The sequence below is a fragment of the Mesorhizobium sp. ES1-3 genome (assembly GCF_020164795.1).
In the GTDB taxonomy this organism is placed as follows: domain Bacteria; phylum Pseudomonadota; class Alphaproteobacteria; order Rhizobiales; family Rhizobiaceae; genus Mesorhizobium.
Map to the genome: position 1 here is coordinate 166,082 of NZ_JAIUGW010000003.1, position 19,310 is coordinate 185,391.

Consider the following 19,310-nt stretch of genomic DNA (forward strand, 5'->3'; position numbering starts at 1 on the left):
ATCGCGCCGGCAGACGGGTTACTTCGCGTTCTTGACGAATTCCGTCGTGTAGGTTTTCGACAGATCGATCTGCTTGCCTTGCAGTTCCTTCTTGAAGGCCGACAGCACAGTCAGCACCGTCTCGGGGCCGCCCTCGGGCATTGTGCCGTCGGCGGTGAACATCGCCTTGCCGGCATCGAGGGCCTTCACATAACCTTCCTTGTCGCCGACGTAGTAGTCCTTCGGCATCTTGTCGGCGATTTCAGCGCCGCTATGGGTATTGATGAATTTCTGCGTCTTGACGAAAGCATTGGCCAGCTTCTGCACCACATCCTTGTGGGCCTCGACCCAATCTGTCTGCATGTAGAGAGAGGCGGCCGGGTACGTGCCGCCGAGCGCGGCTTTGGTGCCTTCTATCGTACGCATGTCGATAAGGACTTTGGCTTCACCCGTCTTGAGCAGCCGGGTGATGGTCGGTTCGGTCGTCATACCCGCCTGGATCTTGTCCTGTTGCATCGCGGCGATGAACGTATCGCCGGCGCCGACGGGGATCGAGGTGAATTCACCCAGCTTCAAGCCGTTCTTCACGGCAAGGTATTCCGTCAGGAAGTTTGTCGAGGAGCCGAGACCAGTGACACCAAGGTTCATGCCCTTGAAATCGGCCGGCGACTTGATTTCGGGATGCTTCGTCGAAACCAGTTCGACCTCGCCGGGCGCCTGGCTGAACTGGACAATGGACTCGACGAATTTGCCTTTGGCCTGCAGGTCGATGCAATGATCGTAGAAGCCGACAACGCCTTGCACGGCGCCGGCCAGCATTTCGTTTTCGGCGTCGACGCCGGCCGGTTCGTTCAGCAACTCGACGTCGAGGCCCTCGTCCTTGAAATAGCCCAGGGCTTCGGTGAGCTTGGCGGGCAGATAGATCTGCTTTTCATAGCCACCCACCATGATGGAAATCTTTTCGTCGGCCGCCGATGCCACCGTGGCGCCTGTGGCGCCCGTGGCGGTGATGGCAAGCGTCAAGGCGGCGGTGCGCAAGGCACGCTTCGAGATGAAACCGGTCACAAAACTTCCTCCATTTAGGCGACGCGCTGTGAAGCCGCGCCGCATTCCTCCCTCGCCGACCGTCGTGGGCCGGACATGCGGTGACACCGCAAAACTGTCATGACATGCCCAAGCTTTCAGCTGGCTTTCAGCCGCGAGGCAAAAAAATCGGTTCGCAGCGTCACGGCCGAGCGCTCTGCCCCAGCACATCGCCCATGTCGTATTCGCCGGGGGCACGGCCTGCCACCCAGAGTGCTGCGGCGATGGCGCCACGCGCGAACATGATGCGGTCGCCAGCCGCATGCGACACGGTGACGGTCTCGCCCTCGGCGCAGAAGCTGACGCTGTGCTCGCCGACGATGCTGCCGCCGCGCGCCACCGCGAAGCCGATCTCGCCAGCCGGCCGCGCGCCGGTGACGCCATCACGGACGCGCCTGGCAACCGTGTCCAGTTCGACGCCGCGTCCACCGGCAACGGCTTGCCCCAGCATCAGCGCCGTGCCCGACGGCGCATCGACCTTGTGGCGATGATGCGCCTCGAAAATCTCGGCATCCCAGTCTTGCGGGCCGAGTGCCCGCGCCGCCTGCCCGACCAGTCCGACCAGCATGTTGAGCCCAAGCGAGAAGCTGCCGGACCGCACGATGGCGACGGTCTCAGTGGCGGCCGCGATGGCGGCCAACTCGGCGGCATCGAAACCCGTCGAGCCAATCACCAGCGCTGGACCGCCGCGCTCGGCACAGAAGCTGGCCAGGTCGGCGGAGGCGGCCGGCGTGGTGAAGTCGATGACCACGTCGGCCACGGCAAGTGCCTCGTCGCGGCTCACCAGCCCATCGCCGACACTGCCTGGCCGGTGAAAGCGGGCGGCAAGCGCCAGACGCGCATCGGCCCGCACGGCGTCCGCCATCTGGCGGCCCATGCGGCCGAGCGCGCCAGCGATGGCGATCCTGATCGGGGGCTGCGACATCGGCTCCCGCTATTTCCACATGCCGCGCATGCGCGCGCCGATGTCGACGCGCACCTCCGGCCGTTGTGCCCTGCCCTGCGCCGCTTGCGCGGCCGGCCACGAAAGCTGCTGGAACGCGGCAAGGATGGAGGGCGGGATGAAACGGGTGCGCGAGGCATAGAGATGACGGTCGCCGCGCGCCGCCTGGCCGTGCGGAAAGAAGCGCTGCGGCATGACCAGGTTGAGGCTGTCCTTGGCTCGTGTCATCGCCACGTAGAGCAGCCGGCGCTCCTCCTCGATATCCTCCTTGGTGCCGACGCCGAGATCTGCCGGGATGCACCCGTCGACCGTGTTGAGCACGAAGACGTTCTTCCACTCTTGCCCCTTGGCCGAGTGGATGGTGGACAGGATCAGATAGTCCTCGTCGCGATGCGGCGGCCCGGCCTGGTCGCTGGTTGCGTCCGGCGGGTCGAGCGTCAGCTCGGTCAGGAAGCGTTCGCGCGAGGCATAGCCCGACCCGATCTGCTCGAGTTGCAGCAGATCCGCCCGGCGCGTGATCGCATCCTCGTGGATGCGCTCCAGATGCGGTTCGTACCACAGCCTGACCTGTTCGAGATCGGCTGGCCATTTGGCGCCGGCCCGCAAGCCGGAATAGAGCGAGACAAAACCCGGCCAGTCGTCCGCGGCGCGCTGCGGCGGACGCCAGCCGGCCAGGCCCATCGCCTCGTCCAGCGCCGACGTCATGGCTTCGACGATCTGCGCGGCGGCCGAAGGGCCGATGCCCGGCAAAAGCTGCAGCACGCGAAAACCGGCGACACGGTCGCGCGGATTTTCGGCAAAGCGCAGCACTGCCAGCACGTCCTTGACATGGGCCGCATCAAGGAATTTCAGGCCACCGAACTTGACGAAGGGAATGTTGCGCCGCGTCAGCTCTATCTCCAGCGGCCCGCTGTGGTGCGAGGCGCGAAACAGCACCGCCTGTGACTTCAGCGCGGTACCGGCCTCGCGCTCCGCCAGGATGGTGTCGCAGACGAAGTTGGCTTGCTCGACCTCGTCACGAACGGTCACAAGTCTTGGCTTGTCGGCGGATTTGCGTTCCGACCACAGGTTCTTGGTGAAGCGCTCCGAGGCTTCGCCGATGACCGCATTGGCGGCCGCCAGAATGGTCTCGGTCGAGCGGTAATTACGCTCCAGCATCACCACATCGGCGGTCCGGGCGAACTGCTTTGGAAAATCGAGGATGTTGCGCACCTCAGCGGCGCGGAACGAATAGATCGACTGCGCGTCGTCGCCGACCACGGTCAGCCCGGCGCCGTCGGGTTTCAGCGCAAGCAGGATCGACGCCTGCAGCCGGTTGGTGTCCTGGTATTCGTCGACCAGCACATGGTCGAAACGCCCGCCCAGATGCGTGGCGATTTCAGGCTCGGCCGTCATCTGCGCCCAGTAGAGCAGCAGATCGTCGTAATCGAGCACGTTCTGCGCCTGCTTGGCCTCGACATAGCCGGCAAACAGCTGCTTGAGCTGTTCTGCCCAGCCGGCGCACCAGGGGAAGGCAGACCCCAGCACCTCACCGAGCGGCGCCTGCGCGTTGACGGCGCGAGAATAGATGGCAAGGCAGGTGCCTTTGGTTGGAAAGCGCGCTTCCGTCCTGGAGAAACCGAGTTCGTGGCGCACGAGATTCATCAGATCGGCGGAATCCTCGCGATCATGGATGGTGAAGGCCGGATCAAGGCCGATCTCCAGCGCATAATCGCGCAGCAGCCGCGCACCGATGCCGTGAAAAGTGCCGGCCCAGGTCAGCGCATCCGTGATCACCGCGGCATCGCGGCCGAGCACCTCGCCGGCGATGCGCTCGACGCGCCTGGCCATTTCGGATGCGGCGCGCCGCGAAAACGTCATCAGCAGGATGCGGCGCGGGTCGGCTCCCTTGACGATCAGATGCGCGACCCGGTGCGCCAGCGTGTTGGTCTTGCCCGAGCCGGCGCCGGCAATGACCAGCAGCGGCCCCGCAATCTTGCCGTCGCCATGTTCGACGGCCTGACGCTGGGCGTCGTTCAGCCGGGCGAGATAGGCTGGCTGGACGGTCTGTTCCAAAAAAGTCGAATCATGGGCGGCGAGGTTCATCGCCCATCAAGCATCGTTTCCGCTTTGTTCGCAACAGAGAAGCAACGCCGCCAGGTCGGCGAGCAATACGATCAGCGTTTCGGATCAACGCCCATCGACGCGGACTGCCGGCGCAGCGCCTCGCGATCGTTTGCGGGCGCCGGCAGCAAGAGCGGATCGACACTGTCGGGTACCTCGTCGATCATCTTGCGGGCGAGACGGTAAGCGACAAAGGCCAGCGTGCCAACCAGAAGCAAGCGGATCATTTGGGCGGTCCTCCTTCGCTGGGTCAACCTGAGGCTGGTCGTTTTGTTCCCTCGGCGCAATCGCCGCAATCAAACCGGCACCGCTTCGTTCCGAGGTTGAAGGAGGTGGCGATGAAAAAAGCTGGGAACGATCCTCGCGCTGGTGTCCAGCGCAAGACGATAGCGCCTTCAACGCATTTCCGCGATGCATTCCTCGAGGCGCTCGAGGCGGAACTTGGCATTGCGCAATTCGTGGCCTGCGTCCTGGCGCAACTGTCGTGTCTGGGCCGAGGCAGCGGTCAAGTTTTGTTCGAGTTCAGTGATCCGCGCGCGCACCAGTTGCGCTTCATCCTGACGCAACGCCTTTATCCAGCTCCGCCCGCGCATCCACGCACCCGCAGCACACCAAAAGCCTGCCGCAGTCATCGCAGCAAAACCCTAACCTCCGCCAAGCGCGAGCATTCTAAATTTAACGAAAGCTAATTTAGCGCAAAGAAGAAGGCCGGCGCCGCTTGGGAGGTAGTCTGATAGCGCCGGCCAGGCGGATATCAGGTCCGCCGCGCGAGGGAGGCTAGCTGAGTCTTGCCGCTGCGTCATGCGAGATCAAGGATTTCAGCCTTTCCCGGGCGTTTTCCCCCCGTAAAATGCCGCGAAAAGGGCCCGAGGGTTCAGGTCCCAAGCCGCTGCCTGGCGATGGCGACATGGAAATTGACGCCGAATAACAGCCCGTCATCGTTGAAGTCGTAGCTGGAATTGTGAAGCGGTGCCGAGGCCTCGCCATTGCCGAGGAAGACGAAGCAGCCCGGCACGTGGTCGAGGAAGCGGGCGAAATCCTCCGACGCCGTCATCGGCTCGCGGGCGACCGCGATATTGCCGGGCTCGAACACGGTCCCGGCGGCCGCGAAGGCTGCTTCGACCAGTTCGGCATCGTTGCGCAAAGGCACGAATTCCCTGGTGTAGTTGACTTCGGCGGCAACATTGTAGGTGGCAGCGATGCCTTCGGCGATAATGCGCATCTGGCGTTCGATTTCGGCGCTGACCTCGGGGCGGAAACTGCGCGCGTCGCCAAGGATTCGGGCAAGGCCCGGCAGTGCGTTGCGGGTGCCGTCGGTGACCAGTTCGGTCACCGAAACCACGGAAATGTCAGCCGGGCTCAGCCGGCGCGAGACGATGGTCTGCAGGCTGGTGACCAGCGCACAGGCGGCAACCAGCGTTTCCTGACCCGAATGCGGCCGCGCAGCGTGGCCGCCCACCCCCCTGAGCACGATCTCGAAGATATCTTCGGCCGACATGACCGGGCCGGCGCGGGTTTCGAAATGCCCGACGGGCGGGCCCGGCATGTTGTGCAGGCCAAATATCTCGTCGAAGGGAAAGCGCTGCATCAGGCCATCGTCGAGCATCGCCAACGCGCCTTTTCCCCATTCCTCCGCCGGCTGGAAGATGAAACGCACGGTGCCGTCGAAACCGCCCTCCCCGGCCAGGAGCCTGGCGGCACCCAGCAGCATCGCCGTATGGCCGTCATGGCCGCAGGCATGCATGAGACCGGGATTGCCGGAGCGGTATGGTGCGGTCGATTGCTCCGATATGCGCAGTGCATCCATGTCGGCCCGCAGTGCGATGGCGCGGTTGCCGCTGCCGCGCTTCAAAGTGCCGACGACGCCGGTGCCGCCGACACCCTCGGCGACATCATCCAGGCCGAACTCGCGCAGCTTGGCCGCGACGAAGGCCGCGGTGCGCTTCTCCTCGAAGCCGAATTCGGGGTGCGCGTGCAGATCGCGCCGCCATCCGGTCATCTCCAGCTTCAGCGCATCGCGATCGATTTCAGCCATTGCCTGACATCTCCTGATCCGCAAGGCGGGCGACGACATCAAGCAGGATGTTGGCGCCGGCGACAAGCTCGGCATCGGCGGTATGTTCGCGCGGATTGTGGCTGATGCCGCCGGCGCTCGGCACGAAAATGATCGCCGCGGGCGCGAGGCGCGCCATAATGGCCTCGCGCAGCCAGCCGACAAAGCGGTCGCGACCCAGCCTGTCGGCGTGGGAGGCGGCCAGCCGCACCAGCCTGCCCTCGCCGTCACGACCGATGCCGCCGAGCTCGCGGATGCGGCCAAGCAACCTTTGTGCGTCGATCGAGGTCATGGCTTTGCTCCAGAGAGCACCTTGCCGGCAAGCACATCCGCCGGATTCATGCCGACGAGTTCGGCATAGCGGCGGGGATCGGTCGCGCCTTCGGTGTTGACGACCAGCACGCGCGAAGCGGCGTCGAGGCCAAGCTCGGCCCTGTGACCGGCCATCGCCCGGATCAGGCCGGCAAGACCGACCCCGCCGCTTTCACCGGCGACGATGGCCGGATCGTTGCCGGTGGGGCGGGCCAACCGACGCATCACGGCGACGGCGTCGTCCTCGTCGACGGTCATGAAGGCATCGGCGGCGCGTGCCAGCACCCGCCAGGCGACCGGCGAGGCCTCGTAGCATTCGAGCATCGCCATGACCGTCGCCTCGCCATGCTCGATCTTGACCGGATGCCCGGCCTTGGCGGCGCCGAAGACGCAGGCGGCACGGGCGGGTTCCACCACCGTGAAAACCGGCCGGGTTTCACCAAGCACGATGGCGAGATGGCCGGCGATCGCGGCCGCGATGCCGCCGACGCCTGCCTGCACGAAGACATGGGTCGGTGGTTCCCGGAGCTGGCGCAACGCCTCGCGCACGATCGCCGTGTAGCCCTGCATGACGAGGCCCGGAATGCGTTCGTAGCCCGGCCATGAGGTATCGGAAACCACCGTCCAGCCTTTCTCGGCAGCGGTCTGCGCGGCCTGCCTGACCGAATCGTCGTAATTGCCGTCGACGCGGATCATCTCTGCCCCATAGCGAGCGATGGCCGCGACGCGTTCGTCGCTGACGCCGGCATGGACAAAGATCACCGCCTTGGCGCCTACGAGCCCGGCGCCTTGCGCGACGGATCGCCCGTGATTGCCGTCGGTGGCGCAAGCAACCGTCATGGTAGCCGCAACCGACCGGACTTCGGGCCGATCGAGATCGCCGACGTCGACGCGGCGGCCGAGCCGCTTGCCGGCCTCCTCCAGGACCAGGCGGAAAACCGCATAGGCGCCGCCCAACGCCTTGAAGCTGCCGAGGCCGAGCCGAAAGCCCTCATCCTTGACGTGCAAGGCAGCGAGACCGAGTTCGCCCGCCAGCGCCGGCAGCGCGTGCAGCGGCGTCGTCATATGATTGTCACGGCGGGCAAGGAAACGCTCGACCGTGTCCGCCCCGGCAATGCCGAGGGTTTCGGCATCGGCCGCGTCCAGCGGCCGGCCATGCAAGGCATTGCGATTGGTCAGGAACATTGACGGTCTCTCCTCGGCATTATCCGAGAGAAGATATTGCAGGATACACGCAAAAGGCGCTGTAATTCGGCGCCTGGAATGCAGGTTTGTTTCACTAGGGATACGCCAGTGCCTCAGCCGCCAGCCTCACTCGACAGCTTCGATCTCGCCATCCTTGCCATTTTGCAGCGGGACAACACGACGCCGCAGCGGCTGATCGGCGAGGCGGTGAAGCTGTCGGCGCCTGCCGTGCAGCGCCGCATCAAGCGCATGGAGCAGACCGGCGTCATCGCCGGCAATGTCGCCATTGTCGAGCCGGCGGCCGTCGGTCAGCCCATCACCATCTTCGTCGAGGTCGAGCTGGAAAGCGAACGCACCGAACTGATCGATGCGGCCAAGCGGCAATTCTCGGCGGAGCCGCAGGTGCAGCAATGCTATTATGTCACCGGCGAAAGCGACTTCATCCTCATCATCACCGTGGCCGACATGGGCGCTTATGAGGCGCTGACGCGAAAACTGTTCTTCGGCAGCAACAATGTGCGGAAGTTCCGCACCTTCGTCGCCATGGACCGCGTCAAGGTCGGGTTGACGGTGCCGTTGCCTGGATGAGCCGGTGGCACCCTTGGCACGTCTCTGACATTCTGGATCTCGAATTGGCGGTGGAGGCGCGCATGGACGAAACCACGAAAATCGCGATCATCGGTGCCGGACCGGCGGGCCTGGCGGTTGGCGCGTGCCTGCGGCAAGCCGGGCTGGATTTCGTCATGCTCGAAAAGGAGCAGCAGGCGGCGCCAGCCTGGCGACGCCACTATGACCGCGTGCATCTGCATACGACCAAGCGCTACTCCTCGCTGCCCTTCGTCCCCTTCCCCAGGGATTATCCGCGCTATGTGCCGCGCCATCTCGTGGTCGAGTATCTCGAAGCGTATGCAAAGCGTTTCGACCTCGAGCCCCGCTTTGGCGAGACGGTGCGGGCGATCGCCCAGGAAGGCCGCGGCTGGCGGGTGGAATCGACGTCCGGCGCCTTACGCGCTTCGCATGTGGTGATCGCGTCCGGCTACAATGCCGAGCCCGTGCTGCCCGAATTCAACGGCATGGACGCCTTCAAGGGCAAGACGCTGCACAGCGCCGACTATCGCAACGCCACGGCTTTTGCCGGCCAATCGGTGCTGGTCGTAGGCATGGGCAACACCGGTGCGGAGATTGCACTCGATCTTGCGGAAGGCGGCGCCCGGCCGACAATCTCGGTGCGTGGCGGCGTCCACATCGTGCCGCGCGAACTGTTCGGCGTGCCGATCCAGGTGGTCGGCATGGCGACGCGGTTCGGGCCACAGCGCATCAACGACGCCCTGTTCCCCGTCATCCTCGATCTGGTGCTGGGCAGGCTGGAGAAGTTTGGGCTCAGACGGCCGAAGCAGGGACTGCTGCAGCAGATCGCGCTTGCATCGCGCATTCCGGTGATCGATGTCGGCACCATCGGCAAGATCCGCGAAGGCGCGATCAAGGTGGCGCCCGACATCGCCGAAATCTCGGAACGCGGCGCCCGTTTTACGGACGGCAGGGACAGCGAATTCGACGCCATCCTCTTCGCCACCGGTTACCGGCCGGGCTATGCCAGGTCCCTCGAACCCGGCATCGAGCCGGGACCCAGCGGCGTCAATGCCCGCGCTTCGGATCTCGGCCTCTATCTGGTCGGCTTTCACAACGCGGTCACCGGGCTGCTGCGCGAAATCGGCATCGAAGCCCAGGCGGTCGCCGACGATATCCGCCAGCGCCAAAACAGGAAGAAGGCGGCCGAAACCCTGCCGGTGTGAAACCAGGCCGCGCTGTCAATCAGCCGTGGACGATGTCCTGAGGATCATGCCGACGATCGACGACGCTAGGCCGCCAGTTCACCCGCCTTGCGCAGCCACACCTTGTTGTCGTGGAAGGCAGCGCCGCCATAGGGTGCGGGCGCATCGGCTCCCGTGAGCACATTGATGCCTTCGCCGCGCTCATGCGCGCTGTTCGGCCAGATGCCTTCGGCGATCACGACGCCGCGCTTGATGCCGTCGAACAATCTGGCGTGCAGCACCACCTCGCCGCGCATGTTGCCGATCTCGACACGGTCGCCGTCGGCAAGCTCGAGAGCCGCCGCGTCATCGGGATGCAGCAGGAGTTCCGGGCGGCCTTCCTTGGCCTTCGAAACCGGTGTTTCGGAAAAGGTCGAGTTGAGGAAGTTGCGCGCCGGCGAGGTCGTCAGCCGGAACGGATGCGCCTCGTCAGCCACCTCGATCAGGTCGACATGATCGGGAAATTCGGGCAATCGCGCCACCGGGCCGAACAGACCCATGCTCTTCGGCGGCCGGTTGGGAGCCGCTTGCCCGGTCCAGTCGGCGCGGAAGCGGAATTTGCCGTCCGCATGGCCAAAGCCCCGGATGAAATGCGCCGTCTCGAAATCCGGCTGCAGGTCGACCCATTTCGCTTCCTTCAAGGAGTCGAAGCTGCCCAGCCCGCGCTTGCCTAGAATGATGTCGATATGCTGCCGTTCGGTGAGGCCGAAGCCCGGCCTGTCGGCGACGCCAAGGCGCGCGGCCAGTTGCTCGATGACGAAATGGTTGGTGCGCGGCCCTTGCGGCGGCTCGATCAGCTTGGGGCCAAGCGTGATGTGCTGGTTGCCGCCGCCCTTGTAGATGTCGTCATGCTCGACGAACATCGTCGCCGGCAGCACGACATCGGCAAGCTTGGCCGTGTCGGTCATGAACTGCTCGTGCACGCAGGTAAACAAATCGTCGCGCAGGAAACCCTGCTTCACCAGCCGCTGCTCGGGCGCGACGTTCACTGGATTGGTGTTCTGGATCAGCATCGCCGTCACCGGCGGTCCGCCATAAAGCGCGTCGCTGGCGCCGGTCAGCACCGGGCCGATGCGCGAATGGTCGAGATAGCGGATCGAGGGATCACGCATCCTCGTGCCTTCCAGCACATCCTGATTGAGCTTGAAGATGCCGGAATTGGAATGGAAGGCGCCGCCGCCCTCATACTGCCAGGCGCCGGTGACGGCGGCGATGCAGGACGCCGCATGCATGTTGACGGCGCCGTTGCGCTGCCGCGCAAAGCCATAGCCGAGGCGGAAATAGGTTTTCTTGGTCGTGCCGACCAACCGCGCGAGGGCTTCGATCTCGGCAACGCCAAGGCCAGTGATAGCAGAGGCCCATTCCGGCGTGCGCGTAAGCAAATGCGCTTCCAGCCCGTGCGGGTCGTCGGTATATTTTGCGAGATAATCGCGATCGGCCATGCCCTCGCGAAACAGCACATGCATCACCGCGCAGGCCAGCGCGCCGTCGGTGCCTGGCCTCAGCACCAGGCCCATGTCGGCCTGTTTCATGGTCGCGTTTTCGTACACGTCGATGACGACTATTTTCGCGCCGCGCTCCTTGCGCGCCTTGATGGCGTGGGTCATGACATTGACTTGCGTGACCACTGCATTGGTGCCCCAGATCACGACGCAGTCGGATTTGCCCATCTCGCGCGGGTCCGGTCCGCGTAGCGCGCCTGCCCCCATCATCCACCCGGTCCAGGCGAGGTTGGTGCAGATCGAGCCGAAGAAGCCTGAGTATTTCTTGGCGTGGCGCAGCCGGTCGATGCCGTCGCGCTGCACCAGCCCCATCGTGCCGGCATAGTAGTAAGGCCAGACCGTCTCCGAGCCATACTTCTCCTCGGCCGAGATAAACTTTTCGGCGACGAGGTCGAGTGCGGCCTCCCAGCTTGATTCCTGCCAAACGCCCTCGCCCTTGGCGCCCTTGCGCACCAGCGGCTTCAGCAACCGGTCGGGATGATGGACGCGGTCGGCATAGCGGGCGACCTTGGCGCAGACGACACCCGATGTATAGCTGTTGGCCTTGGCACCATGGACGCGGCCAATGCGGTTGCCATCGAGCAGTTCGACCTCGAGCGCGCAGGTCGACGGGCAATCATGCGGACAGGCCGAATGGCCGATGCGGAGGTTCGCGTGCTGGTTCATGGATCCTGTTTAGCGGCTTTGGAGGCTGAGGTGTAGGGCCAGATGAATGCGAGCAAAGAGCCTTGACGGACCGTAGTTTAAAAACTACATCACACTGATGTTCGAGCTGAAACAGACGGAGACTTTTCGCAAATGGCGAATGAAGCTCAAAGATGAACGTGCACGCGCATTGATCGCCTTGCGCCTGGACCGCGTTGCTTTCGGTCATGCGGGAGATGCCGAACCCGTCGGGGACGGAACCAGTGAAATTGCGCATCCACTACGGTCCGCATCTACTACCGCAAGCACGGCAATACGGTGCTGATATTGCTGTGCGGTGGAGACAAAGGCAGTCAAACGAAGGACATAAAAACAGCAAAACGCCTTTCGGGCGATTGGAGTGAATGACATGCCTGAAAAATTGAGTACGTACGACCCCGCCGAGGACCTCAATTCCGATGAGGCCATTGCCATCTTCATGACAGAAGCGTTCGAGACCGAAGACAGCGGGTATATCGCGCATGCGCTCGGCGTGGTGGCTCGCGCCAAAGGCATGACGCAGATTGCCAAGCAGACGGGATTATCGCGCGAACAGCTCTATCGATCCTTCAGCAGCGATGGCAACCCGACATTGAAGACCACGATCGCCGTGATGAATGCCCTGGGAATGCAGTTGACCACAAGGCCACATCCCTGACGCCAAGCGCGGCGCAATCTCCCCGCAGGAGGAGTGACGAGCACCCTACTCCGCCGTGCCTTCCTCGTACTCCGCGGACATGGTCAGCCATTTTTCCTCATGGCCGGCCAGCGTCTGGGCAAGCTGCGAGCGTTCCTTGGCGAGCCTGGTCGCCGTCGACGGATCCTTCTCATAGACCGCTGGGTTGGACAGTTCGTCCTCGATGCCATCGATGCGCTTGCGGATGCGGTCCATCAGCGCCTCGGTGGCGCGGATTTCCTTGGCCAGCGGTTCGAAGGCGGCACGGCGCGCGGCTGCATCGCGGCGGCGGTCGGCTTTGGACGCCTTGTCGGCCTCGCGCTTGCCGCGGCGGTCGCCGGAGACGCCGGTGACCAGCGTCTTGTAGTCTTCGAGATCCCCGTCATAGGGATTGACCGCGCCATCCTTGACCAGCCACAGCCGGTCCGCGGTCGCCTCGAGCAGATGGCGGTCGTGCGAGATCAGGATGACGGCGCCGGGGAATTCATTGAGTGCGTGGATCAGCGATTCACGGCTGTCGATGTCGAGATGGTTGGTCGGCTCGTCGAGGATGAACAGGTTCGGCCCTTCGAAAGCGGACAGCCCCATCAACAGCCGCGCCTTCTCGCCACCGGACAGGTCCTTGGCAGGCGTATTCATTTTCTCGGTCGTGAGACCGAACTGGGCGACGCGGCCACGCACTTTCGATTCCGGCGCCTCGGGCATCATTCGGCGGACATGCTCATAGGCATTTTCCTCGGGACGCAGATCGTCGAGCTGGTGCTGGGCAAAGATCGCCACCTTCAACCCGGGCGCCACCGTCATGATGCCAGTCTCCTGCTTCAGACGACCCGAAAGGAGTTTGGCGAACGTCGACTTGCCATTGCCATTGGCGCCAAGCAGCGCGATGCGGTCGTCGGCGTCGATGCGCAGCGTCATCTTCTTCAGGATCGGCTGACCCTCGGTATAGCCGACATTGACGTTGTTCAGCGCAACGATCGGCGAGGCCACCGTCTTCACGGGTTCGGGGAAAGAGAACGGCCGAACGGTGTCGTTGACGATGGCCGAGATCGGCTTCATCTTTTCCAGCGCCTTGATGCGCGACTGAGCCTGTCTTGCCTTGGAGGCCTTTGCGCGAAAACGCTCGACGAAGGATTCCATGTGCTTGCGGGCGGCCTCCTGCTTGACCCGGCCCTTTTCCTGCAATTCCTTCTGCTCGGTGTACTGGCGCTCGAACTGGTCGTAGCCGCCGCGCCAGAACGTCAGCTTCTTCTGGTCGAGGTGAACGATCGAATTGACGGCGCGGTTGAGCAGATCGCGGTCGTGCGAGATCAGAAGCACCGTGTGCGGATACTTCGACACATAGTTTTCCAGCCACAGCGTGCCTTCGAGGTCGAGATAGTTGGTCGGCTCGTCCAGCAGCAGGAGATCCGGCTCGGAAAACAGCACGGCGGCCAACGCCACGCGCATGCGCCAGCCGCCGGAGAAGGACGAGGCCGGACGCCGCTGCGCGGCGTCGTCGAACCCAAGACCGGCTAGGATGGTGGCCGCGCGGGACTCGGCCGAATGGGCGTCGATGTCGGCCAGCCGCATATGGATGTCGGCGATGCGGTGTGGATCGGTGGCGGTCTTTTCTTCTTCGAGCAGCGCGGTGCGCTCGAGGTCCGCCTTGAGCACGATCTCGATCAGCGGGTCCTCGGTTCCAGGCGCTTCCTGCGCCACCTGGCCGATGCGCGTGTTCTTCGGCAGGCTGATCGAGCCGGTCTCGGAGGGAAAATCGCCTGTTATGGCCTTGAACAGCGTCGTCTTGCCGGTGCCGTTGCGGCCGACGAGGCCGGCCTTGGTGCCGGCCGGCAAGGTGAGCGAGGCATGGTCGAGGAGCAAGCGCCCCGCCATGCGGAGCGAGAGGTCATTGATGATAAGCATGGCCGCGCTTTTGCACTGGACATCAACGCTTCGCAAGACCTTGCGGGCCAGTTGACCGCACAAGGCCTGGAAACGGCGCACATAATGCGCCGTCAGAGCAGCCGATCAGCGGCCTGCCATACCGGCCAGCAAGGCCTCAGGCAGTGGCCTTGCCGCGCTTTGTCGCCTTGGCCGCGACTGCCGGCGCAGCGGCCGGCTTGCGGCCAAGTCCAGTCGATTTCGCCAACGCCGACCGGGTCGCCGAGTAATTCGGGGCGACCATCGGATAGTCCGGTGGCAAGCCCCATTTGGCCCGATAGTCGTCCGGGCTCAAACCGTAGTCTGTCCTGAGGTGTCGCTTGAGCGACTTGAACTTCTTTCCGTCCTCCAGGCAGATGATGTAGTCGGGAAATACCGACTTTTTCGGATTTACAGCCGGAACCAGGCTCGGGCTTTCTACGACGGCCGCGCCAGCCAGCTTTCGGACCGAGGCGCTGACGCTGGCAATCAGGTCAGGCAGGCCGGAAGCCGGAAGCGGATTGTTGCCTACATAGGCCGAGACAATATCGGCGGTTAGCTCGATAACGATCTTATCCTCGATATTTGACAATTCTTTCACCCTATTTCCGACAAAGTCATCTACCCCAGTGAAGACTTTTGTCTATGTATCTTTTTAACCGCGTCCCCCAACGGGCCGCCAAGTCCCAAAACGAATCAAGACTTGACGTCAACTATCTTTATGGGAAATCGACGTCGCGCAAATTAGAAAATCTAATACTTGGAAGTGGCAGACTTGGTTGTCCGACCATCCGCCAATATCTCAAGAATACGCTTCCAGCGGGCACAACGCCCGAAATCCTTCTGCTCAATCGCCTTTTCGGCCTTCATCGCGGCGTAAAGCGGTGCCTCGGCGCCGAATTCCTTGATGAGCCAATGCGCTTCCTGCCTGGCGAGACGTTCATTGTCGTCAAACATAGTCTTGCGCCTCCGAACGCTCCAGGCCGACCGCGACACAACTGCCGATCACGAGGATGGCGCCGGCAATGGCGGTCGTCGTCAGCCGTTCACCGGACAAGGTCAGCAGCAGCGTCGAGGCAATCGGCGTGAGATAGGCGACGACAGCGACCTTGCCGCTGCCTCCGAGCTTCAAGGCGCGCGACCAGAAGTAGTAACCCAGCCCCATCGGGCCGGCGCCGAGATAGAGCCCGAGGGCGAGATCCACCCCGGTGGGCCATGCGACGCCTTCGCGAGCGGACCATATGAGCGTCAAGGCGACGCCAACCAGCGACGAGGGCAGCAACAGGCGGTCCGGCGAAGTGGTGAGCCGTCCCACCATCACCGAATAGAACGCCATGCACAGCGCAGACCCGAATGCGGCCAAATAACCGGCGAGGTCACCCTGGAACCAGGTGCGGTCACGTCCTCCCGAAATCACCAGCGCGACGCCGACGAACCCAAGGGCCGCGGCAAGGCCCAGCAAAACCGGACGCCGGGGATTGTCGAAGGCAATCACTGCCGCGGCAACCATCAAAGGCCAGGTGTAGGCCACGAGATTGGCTTCGATCACCGGCATCGAGGCAAAGGCGACATATTGCAGCACCATGGTGCCGACCAGACCGATAAGACCGACCGCGAGCGGCATCAGCGCGGTATTCGCCGTGACTGCTGCGGCTTTCTCGCCGCTTCTTAACCGGATCACCGCGAAAACCAGGGCAGCTCCCACAAATTGCAGGAACTGCACCTGCGACACCGGGTGACCGGCCAGCAGGGATTTGCCGACCAGCGCATTTGTCGACCACAACGCCACCGCGCCGGTGGCGAAGACAAGCGCGGATATCGAGCCTGATCCATGCCGAAAGAATTGGCATTGGGCTCTATGTCTGCGTTCGACCATGATCCTGTCCGAAAACCGGTTCCCACTTTTCGGGATCATGGGTCGCTACCATGATTCCCTGGCACCACCCGGAACCGCCGCTTCGGCGGGGGCCGGCGTCGGATGTTCCGCCTCGAACCGGCGATAGGCCGGCAGCTGGTTGGTCCACACATCTTCGGCCAGTTCGTTGACCCACTCGCGGTCGTGATCGTTGTCGGCGGCAAGATAGAACATCCTGTTGTCGTCGACATAGGGCTTGGCCACGGAGCGCTGGTTGAGCACCAGCGTGACGCGCTCGCCGAATTGGATCGGCGCCGTGCGATGCAGGACGCCGAGGAACTGCCCGAGCGTCGCGTAGTTCATCTTGTGATCGATGCGCATGATGCGGTTGCGCGGAATCTCGCGGCCGGATTCGAGAATGGCGCGGCCGGTCTCGGAATCGTCGCAATAAATTTCGAGATGGCCGCCGACCAGCGGATCGCTGATCGACAGCGGAATGAGTTCGGTGACCGGAACGCCGTCGCAATGCCATTCGACGGCGCCATCCCTGGGATTCATGAAGGTAACGGTCGAACCGACGATCGACAGCGGATAGGGCTCCAGTTTCGTGCCCATCATGTCGGACAGGCGCTCCAGGCGCAACTTGTTGTTCAGCAACTCCTTGATTTCCGGGATGAAACGGTCGGCGCCGGTGATGAAGGTCAGATCGAGGTGCTTGTGCACGGCATGGCTGGCCTTGAGCTTCAGGGCGGCCTCCTCGATCGCGGCAAGCAGTGCCGGATCGTAGCCATGCAGATACTGCGCGACGCCGAAGCTCGACACTTTCCATGCGGTTTCGTGGCCGATAATGGCCTCGCGGCTCATCGCATAGCGCAATTCGGGTACGGTATGTGCGTTCATTGTACTTCTCCAAGTGGGGGGCAAACACTTGGTTAACAGTCGATTAAATTAGCACCCCCTGTAAAATTAGGAATGCTAGTGCTACCGTAAGCCAAGCTTAAGGTCGAAACCGTGCGTCTGCTCAGTCAGGTCAACCTCAATTCGCTGAAAATCGTGGAGAGTGCTGCGAGGCACGGCAATTTCACGCGAGCCGGCGAAGAACAGTTCATCACCGCTTCGGCGGTCAGCCAGCGCGTCAAGAGCCTGGAAGACCAGCTGCGCTTCAAGATTTTCCAGCGCGGCGGCAATGCGGTGTCGCTGACGCCGGAGGGCGAGACCTATGTCTCGCGCGTTCGCGAGGCACTGGAGCGGATCGTCGCCGCCAGCATGGAAGCGACCGGGCAATCACAGGAACATGTGCTGAAGATATCCGTACTGCCGACATTTGCCGCGCGCTGGCTGTTTCCGCGCCTGCCGCTCTTTCAGCAGCAACATCCCGATATCGTGATGCGGGTTTCGACCTCGTACGCGACGCATGAATTCACGACTTCCGAATTCGATCTCGAAATCCGCTATGGCGACGGCCACTTCAACGGGCTGCCATCCGACCTGCTGTTTCGGGAAGACCTGACGCCGGTGTGCAGCCGCAAGCTGTTCCATGAAGTTCTCGGCGACAAGCCGCTATCAAAGGTCACACCGGACGACCTCAAGCACTTCACGCTGCTGCATTCCGACACCTGCACCCAGAACTGGCAATCCTGGCTTGGTTTCGCTGGCGCCAGCTTCGTGCTCAGCGAGACCAAAAGCATCTATTTCGACTCGTGCATGATGTCCTACGAGGCGGCCAACTCCGGAATGGGTTTTGCCGTTGCCAACCGCGCCTATATGGCCAGCGATATCCGCGCCGAAAAGCTGGTCGCTCCCTTTGCCGTTCATCATCCGAACACGGCCGGTTGGTACTTTGTCTCGCCCCACAAGAGCTTTGCCGCACGCAAGGTGCTGTTGTTCAAGCAATGGGTGATGGCGGAAGCGGCCATGACGCAACGCCAGTTGGACAGCGAAATCACCGACTTGGCTTCAGAGGCTGTCTGAAATTCGGACTGGTCCTCATTTGCCGCTCGATGACCGCAGGCGAGAGAAATTGGGGATCATCGACTAATGGGCGTCCAATCCAGGCAACCCGCCTTGGTCGGGGATCTCGTTGAGCTCAGTCCCCTTCAGCCGGAGCATTCCGCGGGGCTTTTGAACGCGGCCGCGGATGGCGAGCTATGGAACCTGAGGGCCACTGTGGTTCCTGGATCAGACACGATCGATGGCTATATTGCCGACGCCCTGGCTGGGCGACAGGCCGGGACCGTCATGCCATACGCGATCGTTCTGCGCGCCACGGGCTTGATTTGCGGTAGTACGCGGTTCTGGAAAATCGATCGCGCGAACAGAAAGTTGGAGATTGGGCACACGTGGCTCAGCAGTTCGGTCCAGCGATCGGCGGTCAACACCGAGGCTAAATACCTTCTCCTGTTCCATGCATTTGAGGTCATGGACTGTGTTCGCGTGCAATTCACCACCGACGAACTCAACGACGCGTCGAGAGCGGCCATTTTAAGAATAGGGGCGAAACAGGAAGGAATCGTTCGCAACGAACGGATCATGCCGGACGGCCGGAAACGCAATTCCGTCCGGTTCAGCATCATCGATTCCGAGTGGCCGGACGTGAAGGCGATGCTGCGGCAAAAAATGCGGCGATAGTCGGCGCGAGCTGTTCGCCTTCGAATTTAGAACGAAACCATATGGATCAGGCGAAGGCCCTGCCCTCCTCGGTCCGCTGGAAATGCGCCAGATCGAGCGGCACGGAAGGGCGGCCCAGGACCGTCAGGATCATATGCGCCTGGCCGCGGTGATGGGTCTGGTGGTTGAAGACATGAGCCAGCGCGGGCGCCAGGCGCTGCGAGACGGTGCGCATGTCCGATACGGTCATATAAGTGAAACGACCCGACAGCGCCTTGTCGTTCAAGCCGCCGAGCCAGTCGATGATGCGCCGGTCCTCGGCCTCGCGCGCTGTCCTCAGGACAGGCAAAGCCCGGTGCAATATGGCGTCCAATGTCGTCGGCGCGGCGCCTTCGCCGGTGAAACGCTTCATCCAGATGCGATCGGCGACGAGCAGGTGGTTGAGCGTGCCCATCAGCGAGCCGAAGAAGGCGCCGACGTCGCGGTTGAATTCCTCATCGTTGAGATCGTCGGCGGCATCGTAGATGCGGCCATTGGCCCATTGATTGTAGGCCGCAAACATCATGAAGTGCTGTTTCATCTTTTCTCCGGCCGCGCCCGTTTCGGTTCGGGAGC

19 protein-coding genes and 2 pseudogenes are annotated in these 19,310 nt (G+C 63.0%); 6 read left to right on the forward strand and 15 right to left on the reverse strand.

Features of this window, described 5'->3' with window-relative positions:
• Window positions 1-18: 18 nt before the first annotated feature.
• The 4 genes from LB536_RS06065 to LB536_RS06080 form a co-directional block, all read right to left on the reverse strand.
• Window positions 19-1,044, reverse strand: a complete 1,026-nt coding sequence (locus LB536_RS06065; RefSeq protein WP_140761935.1) for an ABC transporter substrate-binding protein — start codon at window positions 1,042-1,044, stop codon at window positions 19-21.
• 160 nt (window positions 1,045-1,204) lie between these two features.
• Entirely contained in the window at window positions 1,205-1,987 is a 783-nt protein-coding gene (gene dapB / locus LB536_RS06070) for a 4-hydroxy-tetrahydrodipicolinate reductase (RefSeq protein ID WP_224590471.1), read from the reverse strand.
• A gap of 9 nt (window positions 1,988-1,996) precedes the next feature.
• Window positions 1,997-4,090: an ATP-dependent helicase gene (locus tag LB536_RS06075; RefSeq protein ID WP_140812571.1), complete on the reverse strand. Its 2,094-nt coding sequence runs from the start codon at window positions 4,088-4,090 to the stop codon at window positions 1,997-1,999.
• 71 nt (window positions 4,091-4,161) lie between these two features.
• Entirely contained in the window at window positions 4,162-4,335 is a 174-nt protein-coding gene (locus tag LB536_RS06080; RefSeq protein ID WP_181183033.1) for a hypothetical protein, read from the reverse strand.
• Between the two features lie 111 nt (window positions 4,336-4,446).
• Here LB536_RS06080 and LB536_RS06085 point away from each other — a divergent pair, with 111 nt between their 5' ends.
• The gene (locus LB536_RS06085) at window positions 4,447-4,797 is read left to right on the forward strand and encodes a hypothetical protein (RefSeq protein ID WP_224590472.1); all 351 of its coding nucleotides are present in this window, start codon (window positions 4,447-4,449) and stop codon (window positions 4,795-4,797) included.
• A 185-nt stretch (window positions 4,798-4,982) separates the two neighbouring features.
• Here LB536_RS06085 and LB536_RS06090 read toward each other — a convergent pair whose 3' ends face one another.
• From LB536_RS06090 to LB536_RS06100, 4 genes and pseudogenes are all read right to left on the reverse strand, one after another.
• Entirely contained in the window at window positions 4,983-6,143 is a 1,161-nt protein-coding gene (locus LB536_RS06090) for a M20 aminoacylase family protein (RefSeq protein WP_224590473.1), read from the reverse strand.
• Window positions 6,136-6,303: pseudogene (locus LB536_RS06095) on the reverse strand (Zn-dependent hydrolase); the annotation flags it as partial. The gene LB536_RS06090 and the pseudogene LB536_RS06095, both read right to left, overlap by 8 nt.
• Window positions 6,304-6,453: pseudogene (locus LB536_RS31305) on the reverse strand (Zn-dependent hydrolase); the annotation flags it as partial.
• Window positions 6,450-7,658, reverse strand: a complete 1,209-nt coding sequence (locus LB536_RS06100) for a diaminopropionate ammonia-lyase (RefSeq protein WP_224590474.1) — start codon at window positions 7,656-7,658, stop codon at window positions 6,450-6,452. The gene LB536_RS06100 and the pseudogene LB536_RS31305, both read right to left, overlap by 4 nt.
• Before the next feature lie 78 nt (window positions 7,659-7,736).
• On the opposite strand from LB536_RS06100, the gene LB536_RS06105 reads away from it, so the two are divergent.
• Together LB536_RS06105 and LB536_RS06110 are read left to right on the forward strand one after the other, a co-directional pair.
• Complete coding sequence (locus LB536_RS06105; RefSeq protein WP_224590475.1) at window positions 7,737-8,246, forward strand: Lrp/AsnC family transcriptional regulator; 510 nt, start codon at window positions 7,737-7,739, stop codon at window positions 8,244-8,246.
• 62 nt (window positions 8,247-8,308) lie between these two features.
• The gene (locus LB536_RS06110; protein WP_224590476.1) at window positions 8,309-9,451 is read left to right on the forward strand and encodes a flavin-containing monooxygenase; all 1,143 of its coding nucleotides are present in this window, start codon (window positions 8,309-8,311) and stop codon (window positions 9,449-9,451) included.
• Window positions 9,452-9,516: 65 nt separating this feature from the next.
• On the opposite strand, the gene LB536_RS06115 is transcribed toward LB536_RS06110, so the two are convergent.
• Window positions 9,517-11,637 (reverse strand): molybdopterin-dependent oxidoreductase, encoded by a 2,121-nt coding sequence (locus tag LB536_RS06115; protein WP_224590477.1) that lies wholly within the window; start codon window positions 11,635-11,637, stop codon window positions 9,517-9,519.
• Between the two features lie 388 nt (window positions 11,638-12,025).
• Between LB536_RS06115 and LB536_RS06125 the strand changes: the two genes are divergently transcribed.
• Window positions 12,026-12,313 (forward strand): addiction module antidote protein, encoded by a 288-nt coding sequence (locus LB536_RS06125; protein ID WP_224590478.1) that lies wholly within the window; start codon window positions 12,026-12,028, stop codon window positions 12,311-12,313.
• A 45-nt stretch (window positions 12,314-12,358) separates the two neighbouring features.
• On the opposite strand, the gene LB536_RS06130 is transcribed toward LB536_RS06125, so the two are convergent.
• The 5 genes from LB536_RS06130 to LB536_RS06150 all read right to left on the reverse strand — a co-directional run bounded on the left by LB536_RS06130 (window position 12,359) and on the right by LB536_RS06150 (window position 16,988).
• The gene (locus LB536_RS06130; RefSeq protein WP_140812564.1) at window positions 12,359-14,236 is read right to left on the reverse strand and encodes an ABC-F family ATP-binding cassette domain-containing protein; all 1,878 of its coding nucleotides are present in this window, start codon (window positions 14,234-14,236) and stop codon (window positions 12,359-12,361) included.
• Window positions 14,237-14,372: 136 nt separating this feature from the next.
• The gene (locus LB536_RS06135; protein ID WP_140762076.1) at window positions 14,373-14,825 is read right to left on the reverse strand and encodes a MucR family transcriptional regulator; all 453 of its coding nucleotides are present in this window, start codon (window positions 14,823-14,825) and stop codon (window positions 14,373-14,375) included.
• Between the two features lie 161 nt (window positions 14,826-14,986).
• A complete protein-coding gene (locus tag LB536_RS06140; RefSeq protein ID WP_140761962.1) occupies window positions 14,987-15,190 on the reverse strand; it encodes a hypothetical protein in 204 nt (67 codons plus the stop codon).
• Entirely contained in the window at window positions 15,183-16,109 is a 927-nt protein-coding gene (locus tag LB536_RS06145) for a DMT family transporter (RefSeq protein WP_224590479.1), read from the reverse strand. Before LB536_RS06145 ends, LB536_RS06140 begins: the two co-directional genes overlap by 8 nt.
• A gap of 45 nt (window positions 16,110-16,154) precedes the next feature.
• Window positions 16,155-16,988 carry a hypothetical protein gene (locus LB536_RS06150; protein ID WP_224590480.1) on the reverse strand — a complete coding sequence of 278 codons (834 nt, stop codon included), beginning with the start codon at window positions 16,986-16,988 and terminating at the stop codon, window positions 16,155-16,157.
• Between the two features lie 111 nt (window positions 16,989-17,099).
• Between LB536_RS06150 and LB536_RS06155 the strand changes: the two genes are divergently transcribed.
• Window positions 17,100-18,059 (forward strand): LysR substrate-binding domain-containing protein, encoded by a 960-nt coding sequence (locus LB536_RS06155; protein ID WP_140761969.1) that lies wholly within the window; start codon window positions 17,100-17,102, stop codon window positions 18,057-18,059.
• 93 nt (window positions 18,060-18,152) lie between these two features.
• The gene (locus tag LB536_RS06160; protein WP_224590481.1) at window positions 18,153-18,716 is read left to right on the forward strand and encodes a GNAT family N-acetyltransferase; all 564 of its coding nucleotides are present in this window, start codon (window positions 18,153-18,155) and stop codon (window positions 18,714-18,716) included.
• Window positions 18,717-18,762: 46 nt separating this feature from the next.
• On the opposite strand, the gene LB536_RS06165 is transcribed toward LB536_RS06160, so the two are convergent.
• A complete protein-coding gene (locus tag LB536_RS06165) occupies window positions 18,763-19,275 on the reverse strand; it encodes a DinB family protein (RefSeq protein ID WP_224590482.1) in 513 nt (170 codons plus the stop codon).
• Between the last annotated feature and the right edge of the window lie 35 nt (window positions 19,276-19,310).

Bases quoted from the DNA above. Each gene is read 5' to 3' on its own strand.
- dapB (WP_224590471.1), bottom strand. From the start codon at position 1,987: ATGTCGCAGCCCCCGATCAGGATCGCCATCGCTGGCGCGCTCGGCCGC.
- LB536_RS06075 (WP_140812571.1), bottom strand. From the start codon at position 4,090: ATGAACCTCGCCGCCCATGATTCGACTTTTTTGGAACAGACCGTCCAG.
- LB536_RS06080 (WP_181183033.1), bottom strand. From the start codon at position 4,335: ATGATCCGCTTGCTTCTGGTTGGCACGCTGGCCTTTGTCGCTTACCGT.
- LB536_RS06085 (WP_224590472.1), top strand. From the start codon at position 4,447: ATGAAAAAAGCTGGGAACGATCCTCGCGCTGGTGTCCAGCGCAAGACG.
- LB536_RS06090 (WP_224590473.1), bottom strand. From the start codon at position 6,143: ATGGCTGAAATCGATCGCGATGCGCTGAAGCTGGAGATGACCGGATGG.
- LB536_RS06100 (WP_224590474.1), bottom strand. From the start codon at position 7,658: ATGTTCCTGACCAATCGCAATGCCTTGCATGGCCGGCCGCTGGACGCG.
- LB536_RS06105 (WP_224590475.1), top strand. From the start codon at position 7,737: ATGCAGGTTTGTTTCACTAGGGATACGCCAGTGCCTCAGCCGCCAGCC.
- LB536_RS06110 (WP_224590476.1), top strand. From the start codon at position 8,309: ATGGACGAAACCACGAAAATCGCGATCATCGGTGCCGGACCGGCGGGC.
- LB536_RS06115 (WP_224590477.1), bottom strand. From the start codon at position 11,637: ATGAACCAGCACGCGAACCTCCGCATCGGCCATTCGGCCTGTCCGCAT.
- LB536_RS06125 (WP_224590478.1), top strand. From the start codon at position 12,026: ATGCCTGAAAAATTGAGTACGTACGACCCCGCCGAGGACCTCAATTCC.
- LB536_RS06130 (WP_140812564.1), bottom strand. From the start codon at position 14,236: ATGCTTATCATCAATGACCTCTCGCTCCGCATGGCGGGGCGCTTGCTC.
- LB536_RS06140 (WP_140761962.1), bottom strand. From the start codon at position 15,190: ATGTTTGACGACAATGAACGTCTCGCCAGGCAGGAAGCGCATTGGCTC.
- LB536_RS06145 (WP_224590479.1), bottom strand. From the start codon at position 16,109: ATGGTCGAACGCAGACATAGAGCCCAATGCCAATTCTTTCGGCATGGA.
- LB536_RS06150 (WP_224590480.1), bottom strand. From the start codon at position 16,988: ATGAACGCACATACCGTACCCGAATTGCGCTATGCGATGAGCCGCGAG.
- LB536_RS06165 (WP_224590482.1), bottom strand. From the start codon at position 19,275: ATGAAACAGCACTTCATGATGTTTGCGGCCTACAATCAATGGGCCAAT.